General features: G+C 45.1%; 18 protein-coding genes and 1 pseudogene. 1 reads left to right on the forward strand and 18 read right to left on the reverse strand.

The genetic code is table 11. From position 1 onward, the window contains the following. Window positions 1-56: 56 nt before the first annotated feature. Entirely contained in the window at window positions 57-2465 is a 2409-nt protein-coding gene (locus tag ACJHWR_RS16265) for a hypothetical protein (protein WP_000225926.1), read from the reverse strand. A gap of 300 nt (window positions 2466-2765) precedes the next feature. Here ACJHWR_RS16265 and ACJHWR_RS16270 point away from each other — a divergent pair, with 300 nt between their 5' ends. Continuing rightward, complete coding sequence (locus tag ACJHWR_RS16270; protein WP_000369292.1) at window positions 2766-3953, forward strand: hypothetical protein; 1188 nt, start codon at window positions 2766-2768, stop codon at window positions 3951-3953. Window positions 3954-4422: 469 nt separating this feature from the next. Here the strand turns inward: ACJHWR_RS16270 and ACJHWR_RS16275 are convergent, their stop codons facing one another. The 17 genes and pseudogenes from ACJHWR_RS16275 to atpA form a co-directional block, all read right to left on the reverse strand. Further along, a complete protein-coding gene (locus tag ACJHWR_RS16275) occupies window positions 4423-6798 on the reverse strand; it encodes a type III effector protein (protein ID WP_137441567.1) in 2376 nt (791 codons plus the stop codon). Further along, window positions 6765-6912: pseudogene (locus ACJHWR_RS16280) on the reverse strand (hypothetical protein). The gene ACJHWR_RS16275 and the pseudogene ACJHWR_RS16280 overlap by 34 nt, the downstream one beginning before the upstream one ends. Before the next feature lie 426 nt (window positions 6913-7338). Next, entirely contained in the window at window positions 7339-8064 is a 726-nt protein-coding gene (gene phoU / locus ACJHWR_RS16285) for a phosphate signaling complex protein PhoU (protein WP_000377785.1), read from the reverse strand. Window positions 8065-8078: 14 nt separating this feature from the next. Continuing rightward, window positions 8079-8852 (reverse strand): phosphate ABC transporter ATP-binding protein PstB, encoded by a 774-nt coding sequence (gene pstB / locus ACJHWR_RS16290; protein ID WP_000063125.1) that lies wholly within the window; start codon window positions 8850-8852, stop codon window positions 8079-8081. Between the two features lie 89 nt (window positions 8853-8941). After that, complete coding sequence (gene pstA, locus ACJHWR_RS16295) at window positions 8942-9832, reverse strand: phosphate ABC transporter permease PstA (protein ID WP_001251991.1); 891 nt, start codon at window positions 9830-9832, stop codon at window positions 8942-8944. After that, entirely contained in the window at window positions 9832-10791 is a 960-nt protein-coding gene (gene pstC / locus ACJHWR_RS16300) for a phosphate ABC transporter permease PstC (protein ID WP_000741627.1), read from the reverse strand. Before pstC ends, pstA begins: the two co-directional genes overlap by 1 nt. An 86-nt stretch (window positions 10792-10877) precedes the next feature. Next, the gene (gene pstS, locus ACJHWR_RS16305) at window positions 10878-11918 is read right to left on the reverse strand and encodes a phosphate ABC transporter substrate-binding protein PstS (RefSeq protein WP_000867149.1); all 1041 of its coding nucleotides are present in this window, start codon (window positions 11916-11918) and stop codon (window positions 10878-10880) included. Window positions 11919-12165: 247 nt separating this feature from the next. Beyond that, window positions 12166-13236 carry a fimbrial protein gene (locus tag ACJHWR_RS16310; RefSeq protein WP_001046008.1) on the reverse strand — a complete coding sequence of 357 codons (1071 nt, stop codon included), beginning with the start codon at window positions 13234-13236 and terminating at the stop codon, window positions 12166-12168. Between the two features lie 10 nt (window positions 13237-13246). Next, window positions 13247-15769 (reverse strand): long polar fimbrial usher protein LpfC-O113, encoded by a 2523-nt coding sequence (gene lpfC-O113, locus ACJHWR_RS16315; protein ID WP_000989195.1) that lies wholly within the window; start codon window positions 15767-15769, stop codon window positions 13247-13249. A gap of 24 nt (window positions 15770-15793) precedes the next feature. Next, window positions 15794-16525, reverse strand: a complete 732-nt coding sequence (gene lpfB-O113, locus ACJHWR_RS16320; protein ID WP_000088123.1) for a long polar fimbrial chaperone LpfB-O113 — start codon at window positions 16523-16525, stop codon at window positions 15794-15796. 47 nt (window positions 16526-16572) lie between these two features. Beyond that, complete coding sequence (lpfA-O113, locus tag ACJHWR_RS16325) at window positions 16573-17145, reverse strand: long polar fimbria major subunit LpfA-O113 (RefSeq protein ID WP_000827811.1); 573 nt, start codon at window positions 17143-17145, stop codon at window positions 16573-16575. A gap of 307 nt (window positions 17146-17452) precedes the next feature. Further along, the gene (glmS, locus tag ACJHWR_RS16330) at window positions 17453-19282 is read right to left on the reverse strand and encodes a glutamine--fructose-6-phosphate transaminase (isomerizing) (RefSeq protein ID WP_000334086.1); all 1830 of its coding nucleotides are present in this window, start codon (window positions 19280-19282) and stop codon (window positions 17453-17455) included. Between the two features lie 161 nt (window positions 19283-19443). Further along, complete coding sequence (glmU, locus tag ACJHWR_RS16335; RefSeq protein WP_000933736.1) at window positions 19444-20814, reverse strand: bifunctional UDP-N-acetylglucosamine diphosphorylase/glucosamine-1-phosphate N-acetyltransferase GlmU; 1371 nt, start codon at window positions 20812-20814, stop codon at window positions 19444-19446. A 348-nt stretch (window positions 20815-21162) separates the two neighbouring features. After that, a complete protein-coding gene (locus ACJHWR_RS16340) occupies window positions 21163-21582 on the reverse strand; it encodes a F0F1 ATP synthase subunit epsilon (RefSeq protein ID WP_001251965.1) in 420 nt (139 codons plus the stop codon). A 20-nt stretch (window positions 21583-21602) separates the two neighbouring features. Further along, window positions 21603-22985, reverse strand: coding sequence for a F0F1 ATP synthase subunit beta (gene atpD / locus ACJHWR_RS16345; protein ID WP_000190506.1), 1383 nt, complete (start codon window positions 22983-22985; stop codon window positions 21603-21605). 26 nt (window positions 22986-23011) lie between these two features. Further along, entirely contained in the window at window positions 23012-23875 is an 864-nt protein-coding gene (gene atpG / locus ACJHWR_RS16350) for a F0F1 ATP synthase subunit gamma (RefSeq protein WP_000896498.1), read from the reverse strand. Between the two features lie 50 nt (window positions 23876-23925). Next, a complete protein-coding gene (gene atpA, locus ACJHWR_RS16355) occupies window positions 23926-25467 on the reverse strand; it encodes a F0F1 ATP synthase subunit alpha (protein ID WP_001176745.1) in 1542 nt (513 codons plus the stop codon). Window positions 25468-25475: the final 8 nt, after the last annotated feature.

Raw genomic sequence — 25475 nt, forward strand, 5'->3', positions numbered from 1 at the left:
TATTCCCTGTAAATAATTTATGTCGTTAATCGTCCAGTCGCTCACCCTCTGTATGGTTAAGCCTGGGTTATATTTTTCACAATATCGGGATACCGTTCGAACCAATCCAGAATATTAAGCATCGCGTTACTGATTTTTTTATTAGCTTTATATTGATTCTCGCGTCTAAAATTTTGAACAATATTAAGATTAGAACGTATCTCATTGTCACAGTCAGCAATCTTCTTATTTAATGCCTTTACTTCATCCTGTACTTCTTGACTATTCCACTTGTCCCTTTTGTTATCAAATAAAGTACTTTTCTCCTCTAATGATTTATCCCGACTTATGGTTAACTCTTTAATTTCTCGCAATAAGTCATCGTAATCTTTAATGGAAGCTCTTATTTCCTGATAGTTTTTTAGTAAATCCTCCCAGTTAATTGCAAATGCACCGGAAAAATTTCGAAAATCGGAAGCAAACTTATTGAGTTCTGAGTCGTAATATGCTTTGAAATTTTTTATATTTTCAAGTTGGATTTTTAGCACTTCAATTTGTTTTTCTTCAACACCGTCAAAAAGGGGGACAAGGTCACCATAATTCAATTTATAATCAATATCAAATTGGTTATGAGACTCATGCTGTTTTTGTCGAATAAATTTGTCTGAATCTTTAGTAGGCATTTTTACATCTGCCGGTGGAATGATTTTTTTTATGATAGATTCAATAAACTTAATTCGGTCACTTTCTATCATATTAGTAATGATATTTTGTGCTTTATACTGCATATCTTTGAAAATAAAAAACTCAGCCCTACCGTTATTAAAATGATATTTCTCTTTGTACGATTTATTTTCAACATAAAGTGTAGACAAAAACGACTCTAAATCTGAAAATGCGTTATTATATTCTTCCTTAATCTTTAGCTCAGTATTATAAAAATCTTTTACATCGCTATTGATAGCACTTACCTTTTTTAAGAAATTAGGTATTTGGTCTTTACTTATAGCTCCGTCCAGATTCATATAAATATATTTTATCGGTGTAACACCATCTTCTAAATAAATTGAATCTGGATCAATAGAACAGTCTTTGCACAAATCTTCTCTGTAATAATTGTCTAAATTGGCCCTCCTCAAATCACAACAATTAAAGGAGATATTATCATTCTCTGAATTTTCCTTGCTAAATGAAGTTGTAACAGCCTTCTCGATATTCTCTACGCAGTTAGAAAAATTATCATCCAACTTAAGATTTCTCGATCTTCTTTCAATGTAATCAGAAAAATACTCTTCGGGGTTAAACTTATATTCATCTGAACTCACATTACCAAGACCACAGTTCATTTTAATACTATTCAAATTACAACAATCAAACACAGTTCCCTGATCCTGCGCCCTGGTTTCGTTATCACCAGACTTATTGAATGCGTTTGCCAAAAAATCCATCCCATGAGCATCAAGTTTCGCTATCGTACAGTTATAAAAATGACTCAGAAGTATACTCGAACCAGGACAACGTCCTCCCTGAATTATACAATCCTGAACGAAAGACTGCATAAAGAGATAAGAACCTAATTTTTCTTGAATACTATCAGGTTGTGTAACGGTGTAGATTTTAGACGTCTCACATCTATAATTTTCAATTTTGCATTTAGAAATAAAACAACCTTTAAACATACCTTTTATTGGTTTTTTATTTCCTGACCCCACAGTATCATCATTAGTCTCATAAAGCTGTATGTTGTTGAATTTACAATCCTCGAAATAACAATTTTCAAAAACCGGACCTTCAAGGTTAGGGCTGTTTATCACTCCTGAAAAAATTACATTTTTAAAACTACAATATTTTAATGAATTTAAAACATCCTTAGACAACGATGATAAATTGATTGTTGTATTAATAATAGGAATTTTATTTTTAATCAGTGTCGTAAGTTTTACAGCATAATCATCAAACGTAAATCTCTTCAAGGGAGAATTATCAAAATGTAAATCATCAATATAATTATCAAGCGTTAATCTCTCTGAAGAAACCTGTTTTTTTTCGTTATCATTCGAAGTAGCCCCCGTGTAGAGATTAAAGGATCTACTCACAATAACTTCATTATTTTCATTTGTGGTAAAGTCTGTCTTAGTACTAAATCGCCATTGTTGTTCTTTTTTTGCCAGAGATTTAATCTTATCGAACACCTCGGCTTTATTATCAACTTTCGTGACAAATTCGTAAATTAAACCTTTGACTTCTTTAATATGAGATCCAGGAAAAAGATCGCGAACAAACTCCCACAGTGTACGTTTTTTAAATAAATCCCCTTTGCCATCAAGAATATTTTCAATATCCTTAGAGTTTACATTATATTTCTTATCATTAATACTTAAAGCAATTTTATCAGAATAGCCTTTATGACTAAGCCTCTCCTTATACATTGCTTCTAAAAAAGGATTAGTATTAACAAAAACATCTGGTTTTAATTTAGCGACCATAAATCCTCCGGCGTGCAATATTGAGTTGTTTGAAAAACAATAACTTCTATGTTGTTAATTAACTGTACTGCTAGTTAGGTTAGCAACAAGTGTTACTTATATTACCGGTGAATACTGTAAAAAATAGCTCATTATTTCCATTTTAACCCAGGGTGTTCACCCTGGATTTGCAATTTTTTGGGGGTTAACGGTACATTCCACGGGTTAACCGCAGCAACAGAAAATGAGCGTTTTTTTATAGCCACTTTTATTGTCGAGGTTAAAATAAATAGATTTTATTAAATTTTATCAAGGTGATTTATGGATAATCTTATTGGCACACCACCAAACCACGCAGTTCCCCATAAGTATATAGACATGGAGCAAATGGAATATTTATGTCATCTCAATCGTTTTTCTAAATTGTCTGACGATTTTTTAATAAATGGTCCAAGAGATGACCTTTTTACATACAAATATGTTTTAGATGGCTCTTTTTCAAATTTACAGCATTTACTTCCCAAAGGACAACTACAGAAGATACAACAGAGATTAAGTTCTCTTATTGACAAAAATAAGTTTCATTGTTTTCATATTTTTTTATTAAAACTATGCTCAATTGAAAATATTCCAGTCCCAAATGCCGATTATGCTTTCTTTGATGACGAAATGCCATTTACATTAACTGATGAACAGATCGAAAATATTTCTTTTTTAAACGCATATCACAAAGAAAAGAAAGGAAACAACGACATTGTTACATTTGATTTCATGAGCTATGATCACCATCATAATTTTAGCACAACCATAGCTTTAACAAATGATAGCTTCCATATATCTTCAATAAATAACCATAATGCACAGGTTATATTCGATGAAAACGTCCTTTTATACACCAATGAATTACCAGAATCATCACAGTGGTGTTATCAGTTAATAAAAAACATGATTTCTTTACATTGCAGATATAATAACAACTTCAAAGTCAAAAAAACCTGTTCTTTTGATTTTAAAAATAAATCTTTTTGTCATTCCAGTTTGCAATATATAACGTTTATTGCATGTTTATTTTCACATGCAAACATGAAATGTTCGACATTTCATGATATTAATTTTGATATGTGTGAGATAAAGAATTGCAATTTTGACAATTCAGAAATGAATTTCATTTCGTGCGTCGGGACAAATTTTAGCGGTTCTACATTTAACAATGTAAAAACAACAACAGCACAACTAATTAAGACACCAACAAAGTGGACGAATAATACTCTAAAATATTGGTTCTCCAGTTCTAATAAACGTAATATCATCTTCACACTTAATACAATATCTGATAGAGATATAAAATTAAAATGTATCAAGGATATATTACTGTCGTTGGTTGACCAAAAAGCCAATATTTATAGTGTAAGGCAAGAGCTTCTGGATTTTCTTAATAATGATTTATATAAAAATGATGGAGAGATTCTCTCTTATAAAGAATCAATAATGTTGTTTTGTGCTGTGTAGCCGAAAAATAGATGATTCAGATTAACTACCGCACTCTATGTTGTGTTTATATCCATGTCAGGTAACAGGTCATTTGTGAATCCTGACACCAGACTATGACTATCGCCCAGGGATAATCCACAACCGCTGGAAGTAGTCTCATTTCTGCAGGATAAAACCGTAGAGTGCGATTGCGATGAATAATAAATACAGGCTTATTATTCCAGTCTTTTTTATTGCGTTGGTTGATTCAAATGGCTCGGTTAGTAAAATGCACCATTCACTCGGAAAACTCAACATGTTGCACTCTTATACGCCGTCTGGAAAAGGCGTAGGAGTGGTATAACCATTTAATCGCCTCCCAACGTCAACGCTTACACATCAGCGACACTGGTTTAATTAAAGCATACCAGATTTCTGATGAGTAAGCGTCTTTTTGTATAACCTCATTGTCACAGGAACGACTTGATCCGTTTATTTATTCGCCATGTTATTCAGTATCAATTTTCTTAATAGCTTTCACCATATTTTGATTTTCTTTTAGCCAACTCCTGATATTTTGAACTACATCATTAAGTGTATTTTCTTGTTCATACTCTTTCTCCAATCTCTCTGTTTCATCCTTAAGCTTTACAATCTCTTTATCTATTGTTGCTATTTCGTCATCTATTTTATTTAGTGTTTCATTAATCTTACGAATTTTGGCTGCATCTTTTTTATCTTCTTTATTTAACATACAGCTCTCCTCACTCAATTTAGCCTTAGTTTTGACTAAATTATTTCTTAGCATAAAAAGGTCGGCTTCTTTTTGTTTTTTAGCAGTATAATTTTCCTTATTATAGCTATTGTTTTTCTCAATTACTTCCCGTAAGTATTGCTCAATGCCAGAGAATAAATCGACTTTATCATCTACATATTTTGATACTTTTCTATAATCCCTATAATTTATTTTCGTTCTTTCCTTAAATTCATTCAATGCTAAAAAAATCTTTTGCATTTTATCAAAACTATCATCTTTATGATTTTTATTATATTCTTTGTAAATATTTCGCAAATCATTAAAATCAAAGTGGAAGTGAAATGTTTTGCTGTTTGAAATAGCAGAACGATTTATTTTTAAATAGTTACGTTGATCGTAAGGTCTTTGCCAAAAGAATCCAGTATAGAGCTTATGCATGAAATTCACTTTATCAATATCTATTTCATTGGCTATATCTTTTTCTATATTGTACAAAACTTTTAATATAATATACTGGATAGCTTCACCATTAAGTTGATATTTTTTTCCTTCATCATCAAGATTGAAGCGCCCCAACTTGACCAACAAAGATTGTAAATATAATAGTTCCTTTTGGTAATAACTTTCCGCATCCTTGCCATGATTATTAAATTCTTCTACCCATGAATTAATTTCCATTAAATTTTTCATGAAATCTGAAATGCCATTTTCAGCTATAGCTCCTTTCATGTCCATATAAACAGGAATTCTAATCTGGGTGTTCGCAGCAAGATTACCACTTAACCAAGTGGTTAAATGATCAATAGCACAATCATTCAAGGTAATTCCATTGATTGACTCGCCCAAACAAGTTTCAAGTAAATTGCAATTACTAAGTTTTAAATATTTTTCTATATCACCAGCAACGTATTTATCATTTATATAACGACCGCCACTCATCTTAGGGAAAAGATTAATGTAGATAAGGTCAGAAATGCGTTTATCCAGATTAAGTTTACCTCCATCCTTTTTGAAATACTCTCTGGGATCAAAATCCAGTAAATCTTTGCGAATTCCATTTCGCTTATATGTCATATCAGAGGAGCTAAAATCACAATTATAAAAATGATTATCATATTTTAATTCACATTTATATTTGTGATAAAACGAAGTCCCTATGAAATCCATTTCAGCACCATTAAGCTTTGCTATTTTACAACATAACAAACTGCTTGCAATAACACTTGCATTTTTACACACTCCATCCTGAAGAGTACACTCATCTACAAATGACTGCATAAACAGATATGCACCAACTGGCTTACCCACATTGGGATCTTGATTTACAGAGTATATTTTTGATGTATCTATGTTAAAATTTTTTATTTCACATCGATACAGAAAACACTCTTTAAACACGCCGTAAATAGGTATTTCATTATTTGGTTTTACTCGATACCTGGAGCTAACAAGTGACACATTCTCAAAAATACAGTCCTCAAAAAAACAATTTCCAAATACTGAACCATTAAGATTTTCGTAAGATATAGCACCAGTGAATGTCACTTTTTTAAAGTTACAATATTTTAGAGATGCCAGGGCTTCTTTTTCCAGCGCAGATAAATCGATTGTGATATTTTCAAAGGGGATTTTATTTTTTAAATATACGCTAAGCTTTTCATTATCATTTGGGAACTGTATTTTCAGCATCCCTGATTGAAAAGCCTTCTGATCAAAATGAATATCATGCTTATAAATATCCAAGCTGAGTTCTTCAGAAAATAAAGAACGCATTGTGTTTTTTTCAGCATCATTATGATAATCTTGCGCATTAATATTTATATTAAATACTCTACTAACAATAATGTCTTTATTTTCATCTACAGTAAATTCTGTAGTCGTATTAAAGCGCCATTGTTGATCTTGATCGGCGAGAGATTTAACTCTATTAAACATCTCAACTTTATCATCAGTTTTCGTCACAAAATCTACAATGGCTTGTTTAGCCTCCTTAATATGAGACATGGGAAAAAGATCGAGTATAAACTCCCAAAGACTTCGTTTAAGAAAAGATTGACTATCACCAGCTAAAATGTTTGTTATATCTTTATGAGTTACTGAATACTTACCCACATCATCAAGAGACAAACCAATTTTTCCTGAATATTTTTGCGTTCTATTTTTTTCATTCAGATTTTCATCTGGCATTTTAGTCAGAGTAGCAAATTTATCTGTAACTGTACTATATGATGATATAGCCATAATCATTTCTCCTGAACACAATATTTATTCGCCCGCTCACAATACATAACCGTTTTGTATAAAAAAGAACACTTTGGTGTTGTTTTGATACGATTATGACTAAACCACCTATGAATACTGTAAAAAATCGCTCATTTTTTATGTTCCGATATAGGGCTTTTACCCTGGTTTTTTGTTTTCTTTTCCATTTTCTGTGCGGGTAACGATATAAATGAAAGGAATAACAAAAAAAATTTTATAACGGGGCACTACATTAAAAGTAAAATAATTCAAATGAAATAATATATTTGCATTGCACTGGGGAGAGTTTCGAGGTGAGTTTGTGTGGCAATATTTCAGGGAGAAAGTTTATCAGCCCGGTAGCTATGTATGACCGGGCTGATTGCCAGATTCGGCGTAAAAGCCTTATCTGACCTACTGTTAGCGTTACTCTTTCGGGTCTTTTCCGGCCAGCAGTTTATCCAGCTCATCACCGCCTACATGACGGAAATCCTGCCCCTTCACGTAGTAGAAGATAAACTCACAAATATTCTGGCAGCGGTCGCCGATACGTTCGATTGAACGCGCACAGAATAGCGCGGTAAGTACGCTCGGAATGGTGCGCGAATCTTCCATCATGTAGGTCATCAGTTGACGAACAATACCTTCGTACTCCTGATCGACTTTTTTATCTTCCCGATAAATACGTACCGCTTCGTCAATGTCCATCCGCGCGAACGCGTCCAGCACGTCGTGCAGCATCTGGATGGTATGACGGCCCAGCGACTCCAGACTTACCAGCAACGGCTGATGCTGCTGGGAGAATTTCTCCAGCGCAGTACGGCAGATTTTGTCCGCCACGTCGCCAATACGCTCCAGCTCGGCAATGGTTTTACTGATCACCATAACCAGACGCAGGTCGCTCGCCGTCGGCTGACGTTTGGCGATAATGCGCACGCAAGCTTCATCGATCGCCACTTCCATCATGTTGACGTTCTTGTCGCCTTCGATGACGCGCTTCGCCAGATCGCTGTCCTGGTTATGCATCGCGGTGATTGCATCAGAAAGCTGCTGCTCCACCATGCCGCCCATGGTCATCACCTGCGTGCGGATACTTTCCAGTTCGGCGTTGAACTGGCCGGAAATATGTTTATTAAGATTGAGACTGTCCATAACGCACTCCTGAATCAACCGTAACGACCGGTGATGTAGTCTTCTGTTTGTTTCTTCGCTGGCTTGGTGAACAGATCGTCCGTGTTGCTGAACTCAATCAATTCGCCCAGGTACATAAACGCCGTGTGGTCGGAACAACGCGCAGCCTGCTGCATGTTGTGGGTGACGATCACCACGGTGTAATCCTGCTTCAGTTCGGTGATCAGCTCTTCAATACGCCCGGTGGAGATGGGGTCGAGCGCCGAACATGGTTCGTCGAGCAGCAGCACTTCCGGGCGAATGGCGATACCACGCGCAATGCACAGACGCTGTTGCTGACCACCAGAGAGAGAGTAACCGCTCTGGTGCAATTTATCTTTGGTTTCGTTCCACAATGCGGCTTTGGTCAATGCCCACTGCACGCGCTCGTCCATGTCGGCACGGGAGAGCTTCTCAAACAGACGAACGCCAAAGGCGATGTTGTCGTAGATGGACATCGGGAACGGCGTCGGTTTCTGGAACACCATGCCCACTTTCGCACGCAGCAGGGCGATATCCTGAGAGTTGGTCAGGATGTTGTCGCCATCGAGCAGAATTTCACCTTCCGCACGCTGTTCCGGGTACAGTTCAAACATTTTATTGAAGGTACGCAGCAGCGTCGATTTACCGCAGCCGGACGGCCCGATAAACGCCGTTACCTGGTTTTTAGCGATATCCAGGTTGATGTTTTTCAGGGCATGGAATTTGCCGTAGTAGAAGTTCAAATTACGAACCTGAATTTTACTCGGGGCAGTTTCAACCATACTCATTGCAATCTTTCCTCATCGTGCCTGATGCACTTCGCGAATCAGGCTTACCGTAGGCCGGATAAGGCGTTCACGCCGCATCCGGCAAAGTGTTAACCGTGTTTATTCTTCGCAAATACAACGCGCGCCAGAATGTTCAGCAGCAGGACGCACAGGGTAATGATCAACACCCCGGCCCAGGCCAGTTGCTGCCATTCCGCAAATGGGCTCATCGCAAACTTAAAGATCGTCACCGGCAGGTTGGCGATCGGCTGCATCATGTCCGTGCTCCAGAACTGGTTGGAGAGCGCGGTAAACAGCAGCGGCGCGGTTTCACCAGCAATACGGGCAATCGCCAGCAGGATACCGGTCATAATCCCGGACACCGACGCTTTCAGCGTAATCGCGGAGATCATCTTCCACTTCGGTGTACCCAGCGCATAAGCCGCTTCACGCAGGCTGTCCGGCACCAGTTTCAGCATGTTCTCGGTGGTGCGGATAACAATCGGCACCTGCAACAACGCCAGGGCAATCACACCCGCCCAACCGGAGAAATGCTCCATCTGCGCCACCACAATGGTGTAAACAAACAGACCAACCACAATCGACGGCGCAGAGAGCAGAATGTCGTTAATAAAGCGAATCACTTCTGCCAGCCAGGATTTACGACCATATTCCGCCAGATAAATCCCCGCCATAATGCCCAGCGGCGTACCGAATACCGTGGCCCACAAAATTAACAGCCCGCTACCTGCCAGGGCGTTCGCCAGACCACCACCTTCCGTATTGGGCGGCGGCGTCATTTCAGTGAACAGCGCCAGCGACATACCGTCGATACCGCGAGTGATGGTGGACATTAAAATCCAGATCAGCCAGAACAGACCGAAAGCCATCGTCGCCATCGAGAGCGTCAGCGCAATACGGTTTTTGAGGCGGCGACGCGCCTGCATTTTACGGCGGGATTCAGCCAGCGCCGCAGTGGTTTGCATTTCAACCATAGCCATTAGCGTGCCCCCTCATTCTTAGCCAGGCGCATAATCATAAACTTCGATGCGGCGAGGACGATGAAGGTAATCACAAACAGGATCAGGCCCAGTTCCATCAGTGCAGCAACGTGCAGACCGGATTCCGCTTCCGCAAATTCGTTCGCCAGCGCAGAGGTGATACTGTTGCCCGGCATGTACAGCGAGGCGCTGTCGAGCTGGTAGGTGTTACCGATGATAAAGGTCACCGCCATGGTTTCACCGAGCGCACGCCCCAGACCCAGCATAATGCCGCCGATAACCCCATTTTTGGTGAACGGAAGAACGATACGCCAGATAACTTCCCAGGTGGTGCAGCCGATACCGTAGGCTGACTCTTTCATCATCACCGGGGTTTGTTCGAATACATCGCGCATTACCGCTGCAATGTACGGAATAATCATAATGGCGAGGATTACGCCTGCCGCGAGGATACCGATACCAAAGGCCGGGCCGGAGAACAGCGCGCCGACAATCGGGATATTCGACATGATATTGCCGACCGGCTCCTGGAAATAAACGGCGAACAGCGGGGCGAAGATAAACAAGCCCCACATGCCGTAAACGATACTTGGAATGGCTGCCAGCAGCTCAATGGCGATACCCAGCGGGCGCTTCAGCCAGCCAGGCGCAAGCTCGGTCAGGAACAGGGCGATACCGAAACTCACTGGAACGGCGATCAGCAGCGCGATAAACGAGGTCACCAGCGTACCGTAGATCGGCACCAGCGCCCCGTAGATATCGTTCGGCGCATCCCACCCTTTGGTCCACAGGAAAGCCAGACCAAATTTCTGAATGCTCGGCCAGGATGAGATGATCAGAGAGACAATAATGCCACCCAACATCAATAGCACAATCAGCGCCGCCAGTTTTACCAGCACGCTGAAAATTATGTCGCCCTTTTTACCCGGTGGGTTAAAAGCAGGCTTGGTTGCAGCCATAAGTTACTCTTCAGTTAAACGCGTTTACAAAGTCATTTTGTAATGCCGGATGCGGCGTAAAACACCGTACCCGGCCTGGAGTTTTATTAGTACAGCGGCTTGCCGCTACTGTCTTTAATATTGGTCTTCCACGCAGCGCGAACCTGTTCCACTACGCTATCCGGCAGGCTGGCATAATCCAGGTCGTTAGCCTGTTTAGCCCCGGTTTTGTACGCCCAGTCGAAGAACTTCAGCACTTCTACACCCTGCTCAGGTTTCTTCTGATCTTTATGGATCAGAATGAACGTGGTAGAAGTGATAGGCCATGCATCTTCGCCTTTCTGGTTAGTCAGATCCTGAGCGAATGTTTTGCTCCAGTCTGCGCCTTTTGCTGCATTAGCGAAGTTTTCTTCGGTCGGACTAACCGGTTTACCATCAGCGGAGATCAGTTTGGTGTACGCCAGGTTGTTCTGCTTCGCGTAAGCATATTCAACGTAACCAATTGCACCCGGCAGACGCTGAACGAACGCGGCGATACCGTCGTTACCTTTACCGCCCAGACCGATCGGCCATTTTACGGTAGAGCCAGTACCAACGTTGTTTTTCCACTCTTCGTTCACTTTCGCCAGGTAGCTGGTGAAGACGAAGGATGTCCCGGAGCCATCTGCACGGCGCACGACAGCAATGTTCTGTGAAGGCAGTTTCAGACCCGGATTCAGTTTGGCGATGGCTTCATCATCCCACTTTTTGATTTTGCCCAGGTAGATGTCGCCGAGGGTTTTACCATCCAGCACCAGTTCGCCAGACTTCAGCCCTGGAATGTTAACAGCCAGCACCACGCCGCCAATCACGGTCGGGAACTGGAACAGGCCTTCCTGAGCCAATTTTTCATCAGACAGCGGCGCGTCAGAGGCACCAAAATCAACGGTATTAGCGATAATCTGTTTTACGCCACCGGAAGAACCGATACCCTGGTAGTTAACTTTATTACCGGTTTCTTTCTGGTAAGTGTCAGCCCATTTGGCATACACCGGCGCAGGGAAGGTTGCACCTGCACCTGTCAGGCTTGCTTCTGCAAACACAGAGAAAGCACTCATCGATAAGGTCGCGGCGACAACAGTTGCGACGGTGGTACGCATAACTTTCATAATGTCTCCTGGGAGGATTCATAAAGCATTGTTTGTTGGCTACGAGAAGCAAAATAGGACAAACAGGTGACAGTTATATGTAAGGTTTATGACAGTTTTATGACAAATCAGAATTATTAATTAACTTTTTGATTTTATTGACTAAGAAAAAGAAAAGTAGTGTCATCTTTTTGTCATGCAAAGTGAAAACTCGCGGACAAAAATGCGTAAGATGACAACGGTGTGAGGAACACCGCTGTCAGTTCGTTTAGCGTACAATCTCAATTGTTATCGTTGCAGTCGCGGTAAATGTTCCTGGCGCGGGGCGAGCCCCCGTGAGGCTTGCAGGAGCAGCAGAAAAAGTGACGCTACCGGCTTTTTCACCAAAGACGTTTGATTTACCCATATCTGTCGGCAGTTCACCACCGTTAACGTTGATTTCCTTATTATTTTTATCATAAATTTTTATCCCAACGTTCGGGTTTGATGTCACGACCATTGAGTTGTCAGTACTGGGTTCGGTAGCATAAAAAGAGGTACTGATATCATCAGTATTTAGTATTCCTAAATTTTCACACTCAATGGTGACGGTTTTGGTAATTTTATGCGTTGTCACGGTACTTCCAGCTACCGAAGAAAAATCTGCTGCAGGAATTTCTTTAAAATCAAAATTAATGGGTCTTAAACTGTTAATTTCACAGCTTTGCGGTGCAGTGATATCGCCACGAATATAAACATCCGCCATAGGTTGTGAGTAATCAACCGGAGTGTCACGGCTTATAGTTCCGTACAATTTTGCCACGAGCGTTTCAGGGACAATTAACTTTCCAGCAAAAGTCTTCTTAATATAAAAATAAATTATTGCTTTTGCACCACTGGAAATACTTAATGGGTCCGTGCGACTACATTTATATGAACCTCCAGTAGGCCTGTTAGCATGGTATTCAAAAGGTGCATTAATGTATCCTACACCGAGAAGGTCTATCGATATTCCAACATCCAGATTAGGATTCAAATTAAAGTAGTTTACATTAGAACGAACACCCGCATAACTTAAGGCCTCGTTTATTCTCGCTGTATAGTAAATATAAGGAAACTCCCCCACTTTCCCTGTATCACAATGGCAGTGAGCAGGATAAGAGTCCCCATTTGTCACGGTTTTATTAAAGGTCTCTCCCACTCTGTTCTCGTCTGCCGTAATCAGATAGCCGGAAAAATCAAGTGTGCTATGAAAGGCCCCATTATCTGAGGTGCAGATACCTTTTGGGGCCGCAAATGTTGCACCACTAAAGGAGAAGATAAAAACAGTAAAGCACCACTGTATAATATACTTGTTCATAAAAATCCTTTTAATGACATGTCACACCTTGTTCAATTAAGCCGCTTTCACTTTCTGGTATTGAAATTGAATAATCGAAGGTGCATGTAGTGGCGGCATTTTCCCCCCAGGAGAGCATTACTTGCCCCTTTTCAGGAAGGCCAGAGAGATAAAGCTCCCCCAGGTCACCGACAATCCCTGAATCAGCGGAGCTTGTATTTTGTACTGTAGCAATAGCGCCAAAAGGTGCGGGTTTACCTTTTGTACCCGCCACCCTGAAAAGCACACGATAACCTACACGAGTAACAAATTCGGCTTTAACCACCGCGCCACGGGTGGGAACCATCGTAACGACGGTATTATCAAGTTCTATATTCGACTTCGAGAAATAGTTATCGCTGATTGCTACCCGGTTTTCATCATAAGGGTTTAGCTGTGTCTTGACCGTATAACCACGCCAGTCCGTCGCAGCACCACGCATATTGTCTATTTCTAACCCGGCAGCCCCTGGTGCTTTAACAAGAGCTATGGTTTCACCCAACTCCTGGCTTAACGTTACGCCTTCGCTGTGAGCCAGAATTCCCCCTCTGATACCATAATTCAGCCTCTGAGAATTTTGGCTGTAGTTATAGCTGCCGTTCACCGTGCCATAAGTGCCATCATAGGTCAGGGACATATTACCGCCAACCTCATCATCATGGCTGTTATAGGACTGCATTAAATTCCAGGAAAGGTTATTTCTTTCCAGCGCCGTACCGCTGAGTCCAAGTTGATGTGAGCTACCGGAATTATCGTTTTGTGAAACAGAATAGGTGGCGTAACTATTCCCCCACCAGCCCGATAAAGGAACAGATAAAGAGAGCATGTAGATCTGCTCACTGGTGTTATCACTGGCATGGTTGTTCCCCGTCCCCTGCCGGGCAGTATTGGAATAACTCCAGGAGACGTTCCACGAGAGACGCTTCCAGCTACTGCTGTAGCCAAATTGCATTAATCGTTCAACATCATCGGTATGCCAGTACTGCTGGCGACTTAATGTCAGATATAAGTTGCCATAATCTCTGCCCAGTGATTGCGTTAACGTTCCTTCCACACGGCTGCGGCGGTTACCGGTTTCCCAGAAATCTTCAGGATTATTACGCCGGGACGCCCATTCATTGAGGGTATAATAACCTTCGGTGGAGTAACGATAGCCAACCAGGCGCAAGCTGGTATCCGTATCGTCAAAGCGTTTCGAGTACAGGAAGCGATAAGACTGACCGGTTTCCGTATCATCATGGCTAAATTTCGCGCGAGCATGTGTCACATCGAAAGAAATTGCGCCCAATGCGCCAAGATCTTTACCGACACCCAAAGCGGCAGAACCATACTTTTCAGCAGCCTGCATACCTCCATACAAGGTGAAACCGTAGGGAAAACCATGAAGGATCTGAGCCTGAATAACGTCAGGGGTAAAGCCATCTTCATCGCGTAATTCTCCCACACTGACATCAACATCAGTTTGACCTTCACGTTTGAGGATGGCTAACGACGCATAAGGTTGAGTAAATCGTTGTTCGCTACCGTCTTCTTCTTTGATGGTTACGTCCAGATCACCACCTGTACTGGCGGTGTTGAGGTCGGTAATTTCAAAAGCACCTTGTGGAACGGCTGACTGATAAATCACGTAGCCATTCTGGCGAATAATGACAGTGGCGTTAGACTTTGCAATCCCACGCACTACGGGGGCAAATCCGTTTTGGCTGGCAGGCAACATATCGTTATCGGTATACAAGCGTGCGCCACGAATTTGCGTACTGTCGAAGATATCGCTCGCCGTCCACGTATCACCTATCATAATCTGGCTTCTTAACGCAGCTATATCACGTTGTATCCAGGTGCTTATAGAGTTGTATTCTGCACTGCCATCGGTCGTATTTAAGGTGCTGTAATTGCGTAATCGCCACGGCCCAATATTCAGTCCATTGCGCAGATTGAGATAACTGGTATCTGTCTCTTGTGAACCATAATCCGAACGTAGAGTATGTGAACCAGAAAAATCGTAGTTGATGGTGAGCGCGTTAATCCCCTCATCCCAACGCGAGGGGCTGATGTAATCATAAGCCATCGCATCCATATAGATTTGGGGAATGGAGATATTCAGTTGCAGTTTATCGCTGTCGAACTGCCATGATGAGCCTTCAATGCGTGGCCCAGGATCAATACAGACTGTTTCATCTACATCATTGAGCGATTTCAGCGCATCAACTTTTACGCCAAAGGTGGTTAGCGTTTTTTTAATAGCGACAAAGCAGGCGTGTAAATCAGCATCGGGATTATCCTGAACAAAGGTCACATCCTGACGTTCAAACATTTTACCGTTGATAAAAATATCAACGCTATAAACACCTGGGGGCATCAGGTTTGCCCGATTAAACTGGCGAATATCGACTCCGGATTGATGGTCGATTTCCAGAAGCGCCGGATTGAATACACTGACCTCGGCCATCAGGCTTTGCGAGAAAATCAGACACGTCCCTGCCGTGAGGCCAACCTTTATTCTGGTCGTCATCATAATACGCCTATCCTTTTCCCTTGCTTACAGCGTCATTTTTATCGGGTCACTGACTGCGCCGTAATCATTAATAAATCGCCAGATCATTTGGCCTCCCGCAGAATTAGCAGGTAAAGGTAACGTGAGCGTTTCAAAAGGACGGAGCATGTTGAGGGGCACATCATGACCATCAACGATGACATCCATCACACTGATATGAATCGGGTTGGGATTCTCTGCAATCAGGTTTCGCCCTTCCCGGTGCCACTTCACCTTCGGTGCAGCATCTTCGGGAATCAGGCGAATGCTTGCCGGTCGCCAGAACAGCTTGATACGCGTTTTAACTGCGATTTCCAGTGAGTTCGCCGCTTTGTTGCTCGCAGAGGGCGGAATATTTTTAATATTCAGCCAGAAGACTGACTCGCGATCATCAGGCAATGACACACCTTTGGTATGAATAATGCGTAATACTTTTTCTTGCGCGGGTTCTAATCGTGATACCGGAGGAATAACGGTAAACGGTGCTTTGCTTTTATCCTCTTTATTAAACGGATCTACCCATGCCTGGATGAGATAAGGAATTTTTTCTTCCTTGCTAAATACAGAAATAGATTTATCTGGGTTATTACTTAAGTAAACTACCCGTGTACCACCAATGACAACGCCTGCATAGGTTAATGCTGGTTGGACTAAAAAAACACTGAGTATAATCGCGGTAAATAACTTACATGAAACGGTTGTTTTAAAGAGCCTGATTAAACAACTTTTTCTGGACATAACGACTCCCTGGCCAAAGCCAACTGAATAAAAAGGCCCTTGATAAATTATTTCTTATATTCGACAGTAAATTGTGAATCGGCGTTCGCCGTACCCGCCGTTACGGTTGCATTGGTTGCCACATAGCGTGCAATAAACTTCATTTCAGCCTTGCCTTCCGCGTCGATAGCGGTATAGGCAGAATCGTTATAAAGTTTAACCTGCGAGTTATCTGACTGGTTAAAAATACGAATACCGACACCCGTTGCCGCAATCGCTTGTCCTGTACCGGTAAAATCGCCAGGGTTGCCCGCTGTAAGCGGCGTACCCACTTTCAGGTCGCCGTCGCCGCCAGGCGCTTCTGTACCATCAAAACGAACGGCTGCCTGAGTGTAGGTTGCCGGGCACTTTTCAAGTTTAATACTGAACTGCTGTGGTGACGCCAGACTACCTACACCTGAAAATGCATTTTTACTGACTTTACCCAGTGGGACGGTTTGATCGGCTGTATCGGAGGTAACTTCACAAGTAGTGTCGACAATTTCACCGACGAAGTGAACAACACCATCTTCTGCCAGTGCATGTCCGGCCAGCATTAAAGATGCCAGAGTGAATGCACCGCCTATAATATTACGCTTCATAAAAACTCCATTGATATAATATATCCTTTACCATGAATCATCACTTAAAATAATAAGTGTGCTTTGATTCACAGGCATAGTACACCAATGAGATAGTTTTATCTAAAAATAATATTAATTAATCAATCTTAAATATAAATTTATTATTTAAATATTATTAAAACAGCAAGAAATCAAGTTTATTATCAGACATTATCAATAATTCAGAATATATTTATATCAATGGGTATATGAATAATGGAATTATTGATATCACTTATAAAAAAAGGGCCGCCGGTCGGCAGCCCTTTTCTATCAACGAGAGATATTACTCAACCGTTACCGATTTTGCCAGGTTACGCGGCTGGTCAACGTCAGTGCCTTTGATCAGCGCAACGTGGTAAGCCAGTAGTTGCAGCGGAACGGTGTAGAAGATCGGTGCAATCACCTCTTCCACATGCGGCATCTCGATGATGTGCATATTATCACTGCTCACAAAACCCGCATCCTGATCGGCAAAAACATACAACTGACCGCCGCGCGCGCGAACTTCTTCAATGTTGGATTTCAGTTTTTCCAGCAATTCGTTGTTCGGTGCAACGACGATAACCGGCATATCGGCATCTATCAGCGCCAGCGGACCGTGTTTCAGTTCGCCAGCAGCGTAGGCTTCAGCGTGAATGTAAGAGATCTCTTTCAGCTTCAATGCGCCTTCCAGCGCGATTGGGTACTGATCGCCACGGCCCAGGAACAGCGCGTGATGTTTGTCAGAGAAATCTTCTGCCAGAGCTTCAATGCGTTTGTCCTGAGACAGCATCTGCTCAATACGGCTCGGCAGCGCCTGCAGACCATGCACAATGTCATGTTCAATGGAGGCATCCAGACCTTTCAGGCGAGACAGCTTCGCCACCAGCATCAACAGCACAGTTAACTGAGTGGTGAATGCTTTAGTGGATGCCACGCCGATTTCCGTACCGGCGTTGGTCATCAGCGCCAGATCGGATTCGCGCACCAGAGAAGAACCCGGAACGTTACAGATTGCCAGCGAACCAAGGTAACCCAGCTCTTTCGACAGACGCAGGCCCGCCAGGGTATCCGCGGTTTCGCCAGACTGTGACAAGGTGATCATCAGGCTGTTACGACGCACGGCAGATTTGCGATAGCGGAATTCAGAGGCGATTTCGACGTCGCACGGAATACCTGCCAGCGATTCAAACCAGTAGCGGGAAACCATACCGGAGTTATAAGAAGTACCACAGGCGAGGATCTGAATATGCTCAACCTTCGACAGCAGTTCGTCGGCGTTCGGTCCCAGCTCGCTTAAATCAACCTGACCGTGACTGATGCGCCCGGTAAGGGTGTTTTTGATCGCGTTTGGCTGTTCGTAGATCTCTTTCTGCATGTAGTGACGGTAAATACCTTTATCGCCCGCGTCATATTGCAGATTGGATTCAATATCCTGACGTTTTACTTCCGCGCCAGTTTTATCGAAGATGTTTACCGAACGGCGAGTGATTTCCGCAATGTCCCCCTCTTCAAGGAAGATAAAGCGACGGGTCACCGGCAGCAGCGCCAGCTGGTCAGAAGCGATAAAGTTTTCACCCATACCCAAGCCAATCACCAGCGGGCTACCAGAACGTGCCGCCAGCAGGGTATCCGGGTGACGGGAGTCCATGATCACTGTACCGTACGCACCACGCAGTTGCGGGATAGCACGCAGAACTGCCTCACGCAGAGTACCGCCTTGTTTCAGCTCCCAGTTCACCAGATGGGCAATCACTTCGGTGTCGGTTTCAGAAACGAAGGTATAGCCACGCGCTTTTAACTCTTCACGCAGCGGTTCATGGTTTTCGATGATGCCGTTATGCACCACCACAATGTGTTCAGAAACATGCGGATGCGCGTTAGCTTCTGAAGGTTCACCGTGGGTCGCCCAGCGAGTATGAGCAATACCGGTGCCGCCATGCAGAGGATGTTCTTCCGCTGCCTGAGCCAGCATCTGGACTTTACCGAGGCGACGCAGGCGGGTCATATGACCTTCTGCATCAACAACGGCCAGACCGGCAGAGTCATATCCGCGGTATTCAAGACGACGTAAACCTTCAAGAAGGATTTCTGCTACATCACGTTGCGCGATCGCGCCAACAATTCCACACATAGTTTTTGATTCCGATTTATATCGTTGTCGGTCAACCTGTATGCCCGTTTTTTCGGGCGCCCCGAGCCTTGTAGAGAGTGGGGTTATTTTTATAGTTACTGCTTGTGGGCGGGAGATTATGTTATCTCCTCATCCCATATGACCGGATTTCCCAGCCAGAATTACTTTTTCTTTACCGGACGACGCCAGCCTTCTTTTTGAGTCTGCGGCACACGGCTGATCGCCAGGGCGTTTTCGCCGACATTACGCGTCACAGTTGTACCCGCAGCAATGGTCGCGCCTTTGCCTACTGTTACCGGGGCCACCAGCTGAGTGTCGGAACCGACAAACACATCGTCGCCGATAATAGTCTTAAATTTATTCGCACCATCGTAGTTGCAGGTAATGGTTCCCGCGCCGATGTTAACGTTATCGCCAATTTCCGCATCGCCCAGGTAAGTCAGATGACCAGCTTTCGAGCCTTTACCCAGACGCGCTTTTTTCATCTCAACGAAGTTACCAACGTGTGCACCTTCCAGCAACTCAGCACCAGGACGCAGACGGGCAAACGGGCCAATGGTACAGGCCGCCGCCAGATTCGCGTCTTCCACAACGGTATACGGGCTAATTTCGCAATCATCGCCAATCACGCTGTTTTTAATCACACAACCGGTGCCGATTTTCACGCGATGACCGAGAGTCACGTTGCCCTCGATGATAACGTTAGTATCAATTTCAACATCGCGCCCGTGAGTAAGCGTACCGCGCAGATCAAAACGCGCCGGATCGCGCAGCATAACGCCTGCTAACAGCAGTTTTTCAGCCTGTTCGGACTGGTAAACGCGCTCCAGTCGGGAGAGTTGCAGGCGGTTATTCACGCCTTCTACTTCGCTTAAACGTTGCGGATGAACGGCGACGATTTCACGTCCTTCCTGATACGCCAGCGCAATAATGTCGGTGATGTAGTATTCACCCTGCGCGTTATTGTTGGTCAGCTTCGCCAGCCAGCGTTTCATATCTGCGCCGTTGGCAATCAGAATGCCGGTGTTGATCTCCTGAATCTGACGCTGCTCGTCGGTGGCGTCTTTGTGCTCAACAATGCCGGTAACTTTGCCGTTTTCACGGGTGATACGTCCATAACCGGTCGGATCATCCAGTTTTACCGTCAGCAGACCAATGCCACCCTGCGGTTTAGCATCACGCAGGCGCTGGAGTGTTTCGACAGAGATCAGCGGCACGTCGCCGTAGAGCATTAAAATGTCTTCATCATCGGCAAAGAAAGGTGCGGCCTGCTGCATCGCATGACCCGTACCCAGCTGCTCTGCCTGAAGCACCCAGTTCAGGTTGTCGTCTTTCAGCGCCTGTTTTAGCAGATCGCCGCCGTGACCGTACACCAGGTGAACGTGCGCTGCGCCTAATTCATTCGCAGCATCAATGACATGCTGAACCATCGCTTTCCCGGCAAGGGTATGCAGCACTTTCGGAAGATCGGAATACATGCGCGTGCCTTTACCTGCGGCAAGGATCACTACGCTCATAGCATTATTCAACATACGCGTCCTGACTGTAATTTGAGAACGAATTTAAACCGCTTCACCTTGAAAAAACTACATTTTTTTCATCGTGAAATGGACAGAGGATAAATTGTTCAATAACGGATTATCCCCGCTGACGAAAGCGCCATTTTCGACCATCGTCACGCCTTTTGTCTGCAGAAAATTAAGGCAATACCTTCATTTAAGCGTCAGGTGGATGTTTTTGCTCTTATTTCGATCAATGAATAAACGGGAAAACAGGGGGTTTTATATCAGCAGGATCTATGTGAACGCTCTTCAGGACGGGTCACGCGTAAAAAAAGCCAGCCTGTTTCCAGACTGGCTTTTGTGCTTTTCAAGCCGGTGTTACATCGCTTTTTTGGTCAACTCGATAACGCGCAGCTGCGCGATCGCTTTGGCCAGTTCCGCAGACGCCTGAGCGTAATCTACGTCGCCGTGAGAGCTGCTAATGTGCTCTTCAGCCTTACGTTTCGCTTCCATGGCTCGCGCTTCGTCGAGATCCTGGCCGCGAATTGCGGTGTCGGCCAGAACGGTCACGTTGCCAGGCTGCACTTCAAGAATGCCGCCAGACAGATAGATAAACTCTTCGTGACCGTGCTGTTTCACGATGCGAATCATACCAGGCTTAATGGCGGTGAGCAGCGGTGCGTGGCCAGGGTAGATCCCCAGTTCACCTTCGCTACCCGTTACCTGGATTTTCTCGACCAGACCAGAGAACATTTGTTGCTCTGCACTGACGACGTCCAGGTGGTAAGTCATTGCCATATCACCCTCCGATTAAGGCGTTAAAGTTTTTTGGCTTTTTCCACAGCTTCTTCGATGGAACCGACCATGTAGAACGCCTGCTCCGGCAGGTGATCGTATTCGCCTTCCATGATGCCTTTAAAGCCACGGATGGTGTCTTTCAGGGAGACGTATTTACCCGGAGAACCGGTGAATACTTCTGCCACGAAGAACGGCTGGGACAGGAAGCGCTGGATCTTACGAGCACGCGCTACCACCAGTTTGTCTTCTTCAGACAGTTCATCCATACCCAGGATGGCGATGATGTCTTTCAGTTCCTGATAACGTTGCAGGATGGACTGAACGCCACGCGCGGTGTCGTAGTGTTCCTGACCAACCACCAGCGGGTCCAGCTGACGGCTGGTGGAGTCCAGCGGGTCAACGGCCGGGTAGATACCCAGAGACGCGATCTGACGGCTCAGTACCACGGTTGCGTCAAGGTGCGCAAAGGTGGTTGCCGGAGACGGGTCAGTCAAGTCATCCGCAGGTACGTATACCGCCTGTACGGAGGTGATAGAACCAGTTTTGGTGGAGGTGATACGTTCCTGCAGAACGCCCATCTCTTCCGCCAGGGTCGGCTGATAACCTACCGCTGAAGGCATACGGCCCAGCAGTGCGGATACTTCCGTACCGGCCAGGGTGTAACGATAGATGTTGTCAACGAACAGCAGAACGTCACGACCTTCGTCACGGAATTTCTCAGCCATGGTCAGACCGGTCAGAGCAACGCGCAGACGGTTTCCCGGCGGCTCGTTCATCTGGCCATACACCAGGGATACTTTGTCGATAACGTTGGAGTCGGTCATTTCGTGGTAGAAGTCGTTACCCTCACGAGTACGTTCACCTACGCCCGCAAACACAGAGTATCCGGAGTGCTCGATCGCGATGTTACGAATAAGCTCCATCATGTTTACGGTTTTACCTACACCCGCACCACCGAACAGACCAACTTTACCGCCCTTAGCGAACGGACACATCAGGTCGATAACTTTGATACCGGTTTCCAGCAGTTCCTGAGAGTTTGACAGCTCTTCGTAGGAAGGTGCTGCGCGGTGAATCGCCCAACGCTCTTCTTCACCGATCTCGCCTTTCATGTCGACCGGTTCACCCAGTACGTTCATGATACGGCCCAGAGTCGCTTTACCTACCGGGACTTCGATCGGGTGTTCGAGGTCTTTTACATCCAGACCGCGACGCAGACCGTCGGAGGAACCCATTGCGATGGTACGCACGATACCGCCGCCGAGCTGCTGCTGAACTTCCAGCACCAGACGCTCATTACCATTTTGCACCTCAAGAGCATCGTACACGCGCGGTACGGCATCCTGAGGGAATTCGACGTCAACTACGGCGCCGATTACCTGGACAATCTTTCCAGTAGCCATCTTAAATCCTCTACGAAATAACCTGTTTAAACCGCGGCGGCCCCCGAGACGATCTCGGTGAGTTCCTGAGTAATGCTGGCCTGACGAGCTTTGTTGTATACCAACTGCAGCTCTTTAATCAGGCTGCCGCCATTGTCGGTCGCGGCTTTCATCGCCACCATACGGGCGGCCTGCTCGCTGGCCAGGTTTTCAACCACGCCCTGATAAACCTGAGATTCGACATAACGACGCAGCAGGGTATCCAGCAACGCCTTCGGATCGGGTTCGTACAGGTAATCCCAGGATTTATGTTTCAGATCATCATCATCTGATGCCGGTAACGGCAGCAGCTGGCTGATGGTCGGAACCTGAGACATGGTGTTAATAAATTTGTTGCTGACAATGTAAAGCTTGTCCAGACGGCCTTCGTCGTAGGCCTGCAACATCACTTTTACCGGACCGATCAGTTCGGACAGGGAAGGGTTATCCCCCATGCCGGTGACCTGGGCAACAACATTGCCGCCCACGGAGTTGAAGAACGACACGCCTTTCGAGCCGATCATTGCGAGGTCGCATTGAACGCCTTTGTCGGTCCAGGTCTTCATTTCCGCCAGCAGTTTTTTGAACAGGTTAATGTTCAAACCACCGCACAAACCACGGTCGGTCGACACCACCAGGTAGCCCACGCGTTTAACGTCGCGGTCTTCCAGGTAAGGGTGCTTATATTCCAGATTACCGTGTGCAAGGTGACCAATCACTTTGCGCATGGTTTCTGCATAAGGACGGCTGGCCGCCATGCGATCCTGCGATTTACGCATTTTGGAAGCGGCGACCATCTCCATCGCTTTAGTGATCTTTTGCGTGTTCTGGACGCTTGCGATCTTACTACGTATCTCTTTTGCGCCGGCCATGAGCTTCTCCTCAATGCCTTGCGGCCTGCCCTAAGGCAAGCCGCCAGACGTTACCAGGATTGGGTTGCTTTGAAGGAATCGAGGATGCCTTTCAGCTTGCCTTCGATTTCGTCGTTGTAGCCACCGGTCTGGTTGATCTCTTGCATCAACGGAGCGTGATCACGGTCGACGTAAGCCAGCAGAGCGGCTTCGAAGCTGCCGATTTTCGACAGTTCAACATCCGCCAGGTAACCACGTTCTGCTGCGAACAGAACCAGAGACTGCTGCGCTACGGACATCGGCGCATACTGTTTCTGTTTCAGCAGTTCGGTCACTTTCTGACCGTGGTCAAGCTGCTTACGTGTTGCATCGTCAAGGTCGGATGCAAACTGAGAGAACGCTGCCAGTTCACGATACTGTGCCAGAGCGGTACGGATACCACCGGACAGTTTTTTCATGATCTTGGTCTGTGCTGCACCACCAACACGGGATACGGAAATACCCGGGTTAACCGCAGGACGAATACCGGCGTTGAACAGGTTGGTTTCCAGGAAGATCTGACCATCGGTAATGGAGATTACGTTGGTCGGAACGAACGCAGAAACGTCACCCGCCTGAGTTTCGATAATCGGCAGCGCAGTCAGAGAACCGGTTTTCCCTTTCACTTCACCTTTGGTGAAGGCTTCAACGTATTCGGCGTTAACACGCGCAGCACGCTCCAGCAGACGAGAGTGGAGGTAGAATACGTCGCCAGGGAATGCTTCACGTCCTGGCGGACGACGGAGCAGCAGGGAGATCTGACGGTAAGCAACAGCCTGTTTAGACAGGTCATCGTAAATGATCAGCGCATCTTCACCGCGGTCACGGAAGTATTCGCCCATTGCGCAACCAGCGTACGGTGCCAGGTATTGCAGTGCAGCGGATTCAGACGCGGTTGCTACCACAACGATGGTGTTAGCCAGTGCGCCGTGCTCTTCCAGTTTACGTACCACGTTAGAAATGGTGGACGCTTTCTGGCCGATAGCGACATAGATACATTTGATACCGGAATCGCGCTGGTTGATGATGGCATCGATAGCCAGTGCGGTTTTACCGGTCTGACGGTCACCGATGATCAATTCACGCTGACCACGACCGATTGGGATCATGGAGTCAACGGCTTTATAACCGGTCTGTACCGGCTGATCTACGGACTGACGTTCGATAACGCCCGGAGCGATTGCTTCTACAGCAGAGAAGCCGTCGTGATCCAGCGGACCTTTACCATCGATTGGTGCACCCAGAGTGTTAACCACACGGCCCAGCAGGCCACGGCCAACCGGAACTTCCAGGATACGGCCAGTACACTTAACTTTCATGCCTTCGGCAAGGTCAGCGTACGGACCCATAACAACCGCACCTACAGAGTCGCGCTCGAGGTTCAGTGCGATAGCGTAACGGTTACCCGGCAGGGAGATCATTTCACCCTGCATACAATCGGCCAGGCCGTGAATGCGGATAACACCGTCACTTACAGAAACAATAGTACCTTCGTTGTGAGCTTCACTCACAACATTGAACTGAGCAATGCGCTGCTTGATCAGTTCGCTGATTTCGGTGGAATTCAGTTGCATGCTCCAGT

Source organism: Escherichia sp. WS568, from assembly GCF_046486085.1.
GTDB classification, from domain to species: Bacteria; Pseudomonadota; Gammaproteobacteria; order Enterobacterales; family Enterobacteriaceae; genus Escherichia; species Escherichia coli.

Coding starts and splice junctions, on each gene's coding strand:
- ACJHWR_RS16265 (WP_000225926.1), bottom strand. CDS start 2,465: ATGGTCGCTAAATTAAAACCAGATGTTTTTGTTAATACTAATCCTTTT.
- ACJHWR_RS16270 (WP_000369292.1), top strand. CDS start 2,766: ATGGATAATCTTATTGGCACACCACCAAACCACGCAGTTCCCCATAAG.
- phoU (WP_000377785.1), bottom strand. CDS start 8,064: ATGGACAGTCTCAATCTTAATAAACATATTTCCGGCCAGTTCAACGCC.
- pstB (WP_000063125.1), bottom strand. CDS start 8,852: ATGAGTATGGTTGAAACTGCCCCGAGTAAAATTCAGGTTCGTAATTTG.
- pstA (WP_001251991.1), bottom strand. CDS start 9,832: ATGGCTATGGTTGAAATGCAAACCACTGCGGCGCTGGCTGAATCCCGC.
- pstC (WP_000741627.1), bottom strand. CDS start 10,791: ATGGCTGCAACCAAGCCTGCTTTTAACCCACCGGGTAAAAAGGGCGAC.
- pstS (WP_000867149.1), bottom strand. CDS start 11,918: ATGAAAGTTATGCGTACCACCGTCGCAACTGTTGTCGCCGCGACCTTA.
- ACJHWR_RS16310 (WP_001046008.1), bottom strand. CDS start 13,236: ATGAACAAGTATATTATACAGTGGTGCTTTACTGTTTTTATCTTCTCC.
- lpfC-O113 (WP_000989195.1), bottom strand. CDS start 15,769: ATGATGACGACCAGAATAAAGGTTGGCCTCACGGCAGGGACGTGTCTG.
- lpfB-O113 (WP_000088123.1), bottom strand. CDS start 16,525: ATGTCCAGAAAAAGTTGTTTAATCAGGCTCTTTAAAACAACCGTTTCA.
- lpfA-O113 (WP_000827811.1), bottom strand. CDS start 17,145: ATGAAGCGTAATATTATAGGCGGTGCATTCACTCTGGCATCTTTAATG.
- glmS (WP_000334086.1), bottom strand. CDS start 19,282: ATGTGTGGAATTGTTGGCGCGATCGCGCAACGTGATGTAGCAGAAATC.
- glmU (WP_000933736.1), bottom strand. CDS start 20,814: ATGTTGAATAATGCTATGAGCGTAGTGATCCTTGCCGCAGGTAAAGGC.
- ACJHWR_RS16340 (WP_001251965.1), bottom strand. CDS start 21,582: ATGGCAATGACTTACCACCTGGACGTCGTCAGTGCAGAGCAACAAATG.
- atpD (WP_000190506.1), bottom strand. CDS start 22,985: ATGGCTACTGGAAAGATTGTCCAGGTAATCGGCGCCGTAGTTGACGTC.
- atpG (WP_000896498.1), bottom strand. CDS start 23,875: ATGGCCGGCGCAAAAGAGATACGTAGTAAGATCGCAAGCGTCCAGAAC.
- atpA (WP_001176745.1), bottom strand. CDS start 25,467: ATGCAACTGAATTCCACCGAAATCAGCGAACTGATCAAGCAGCGCATT.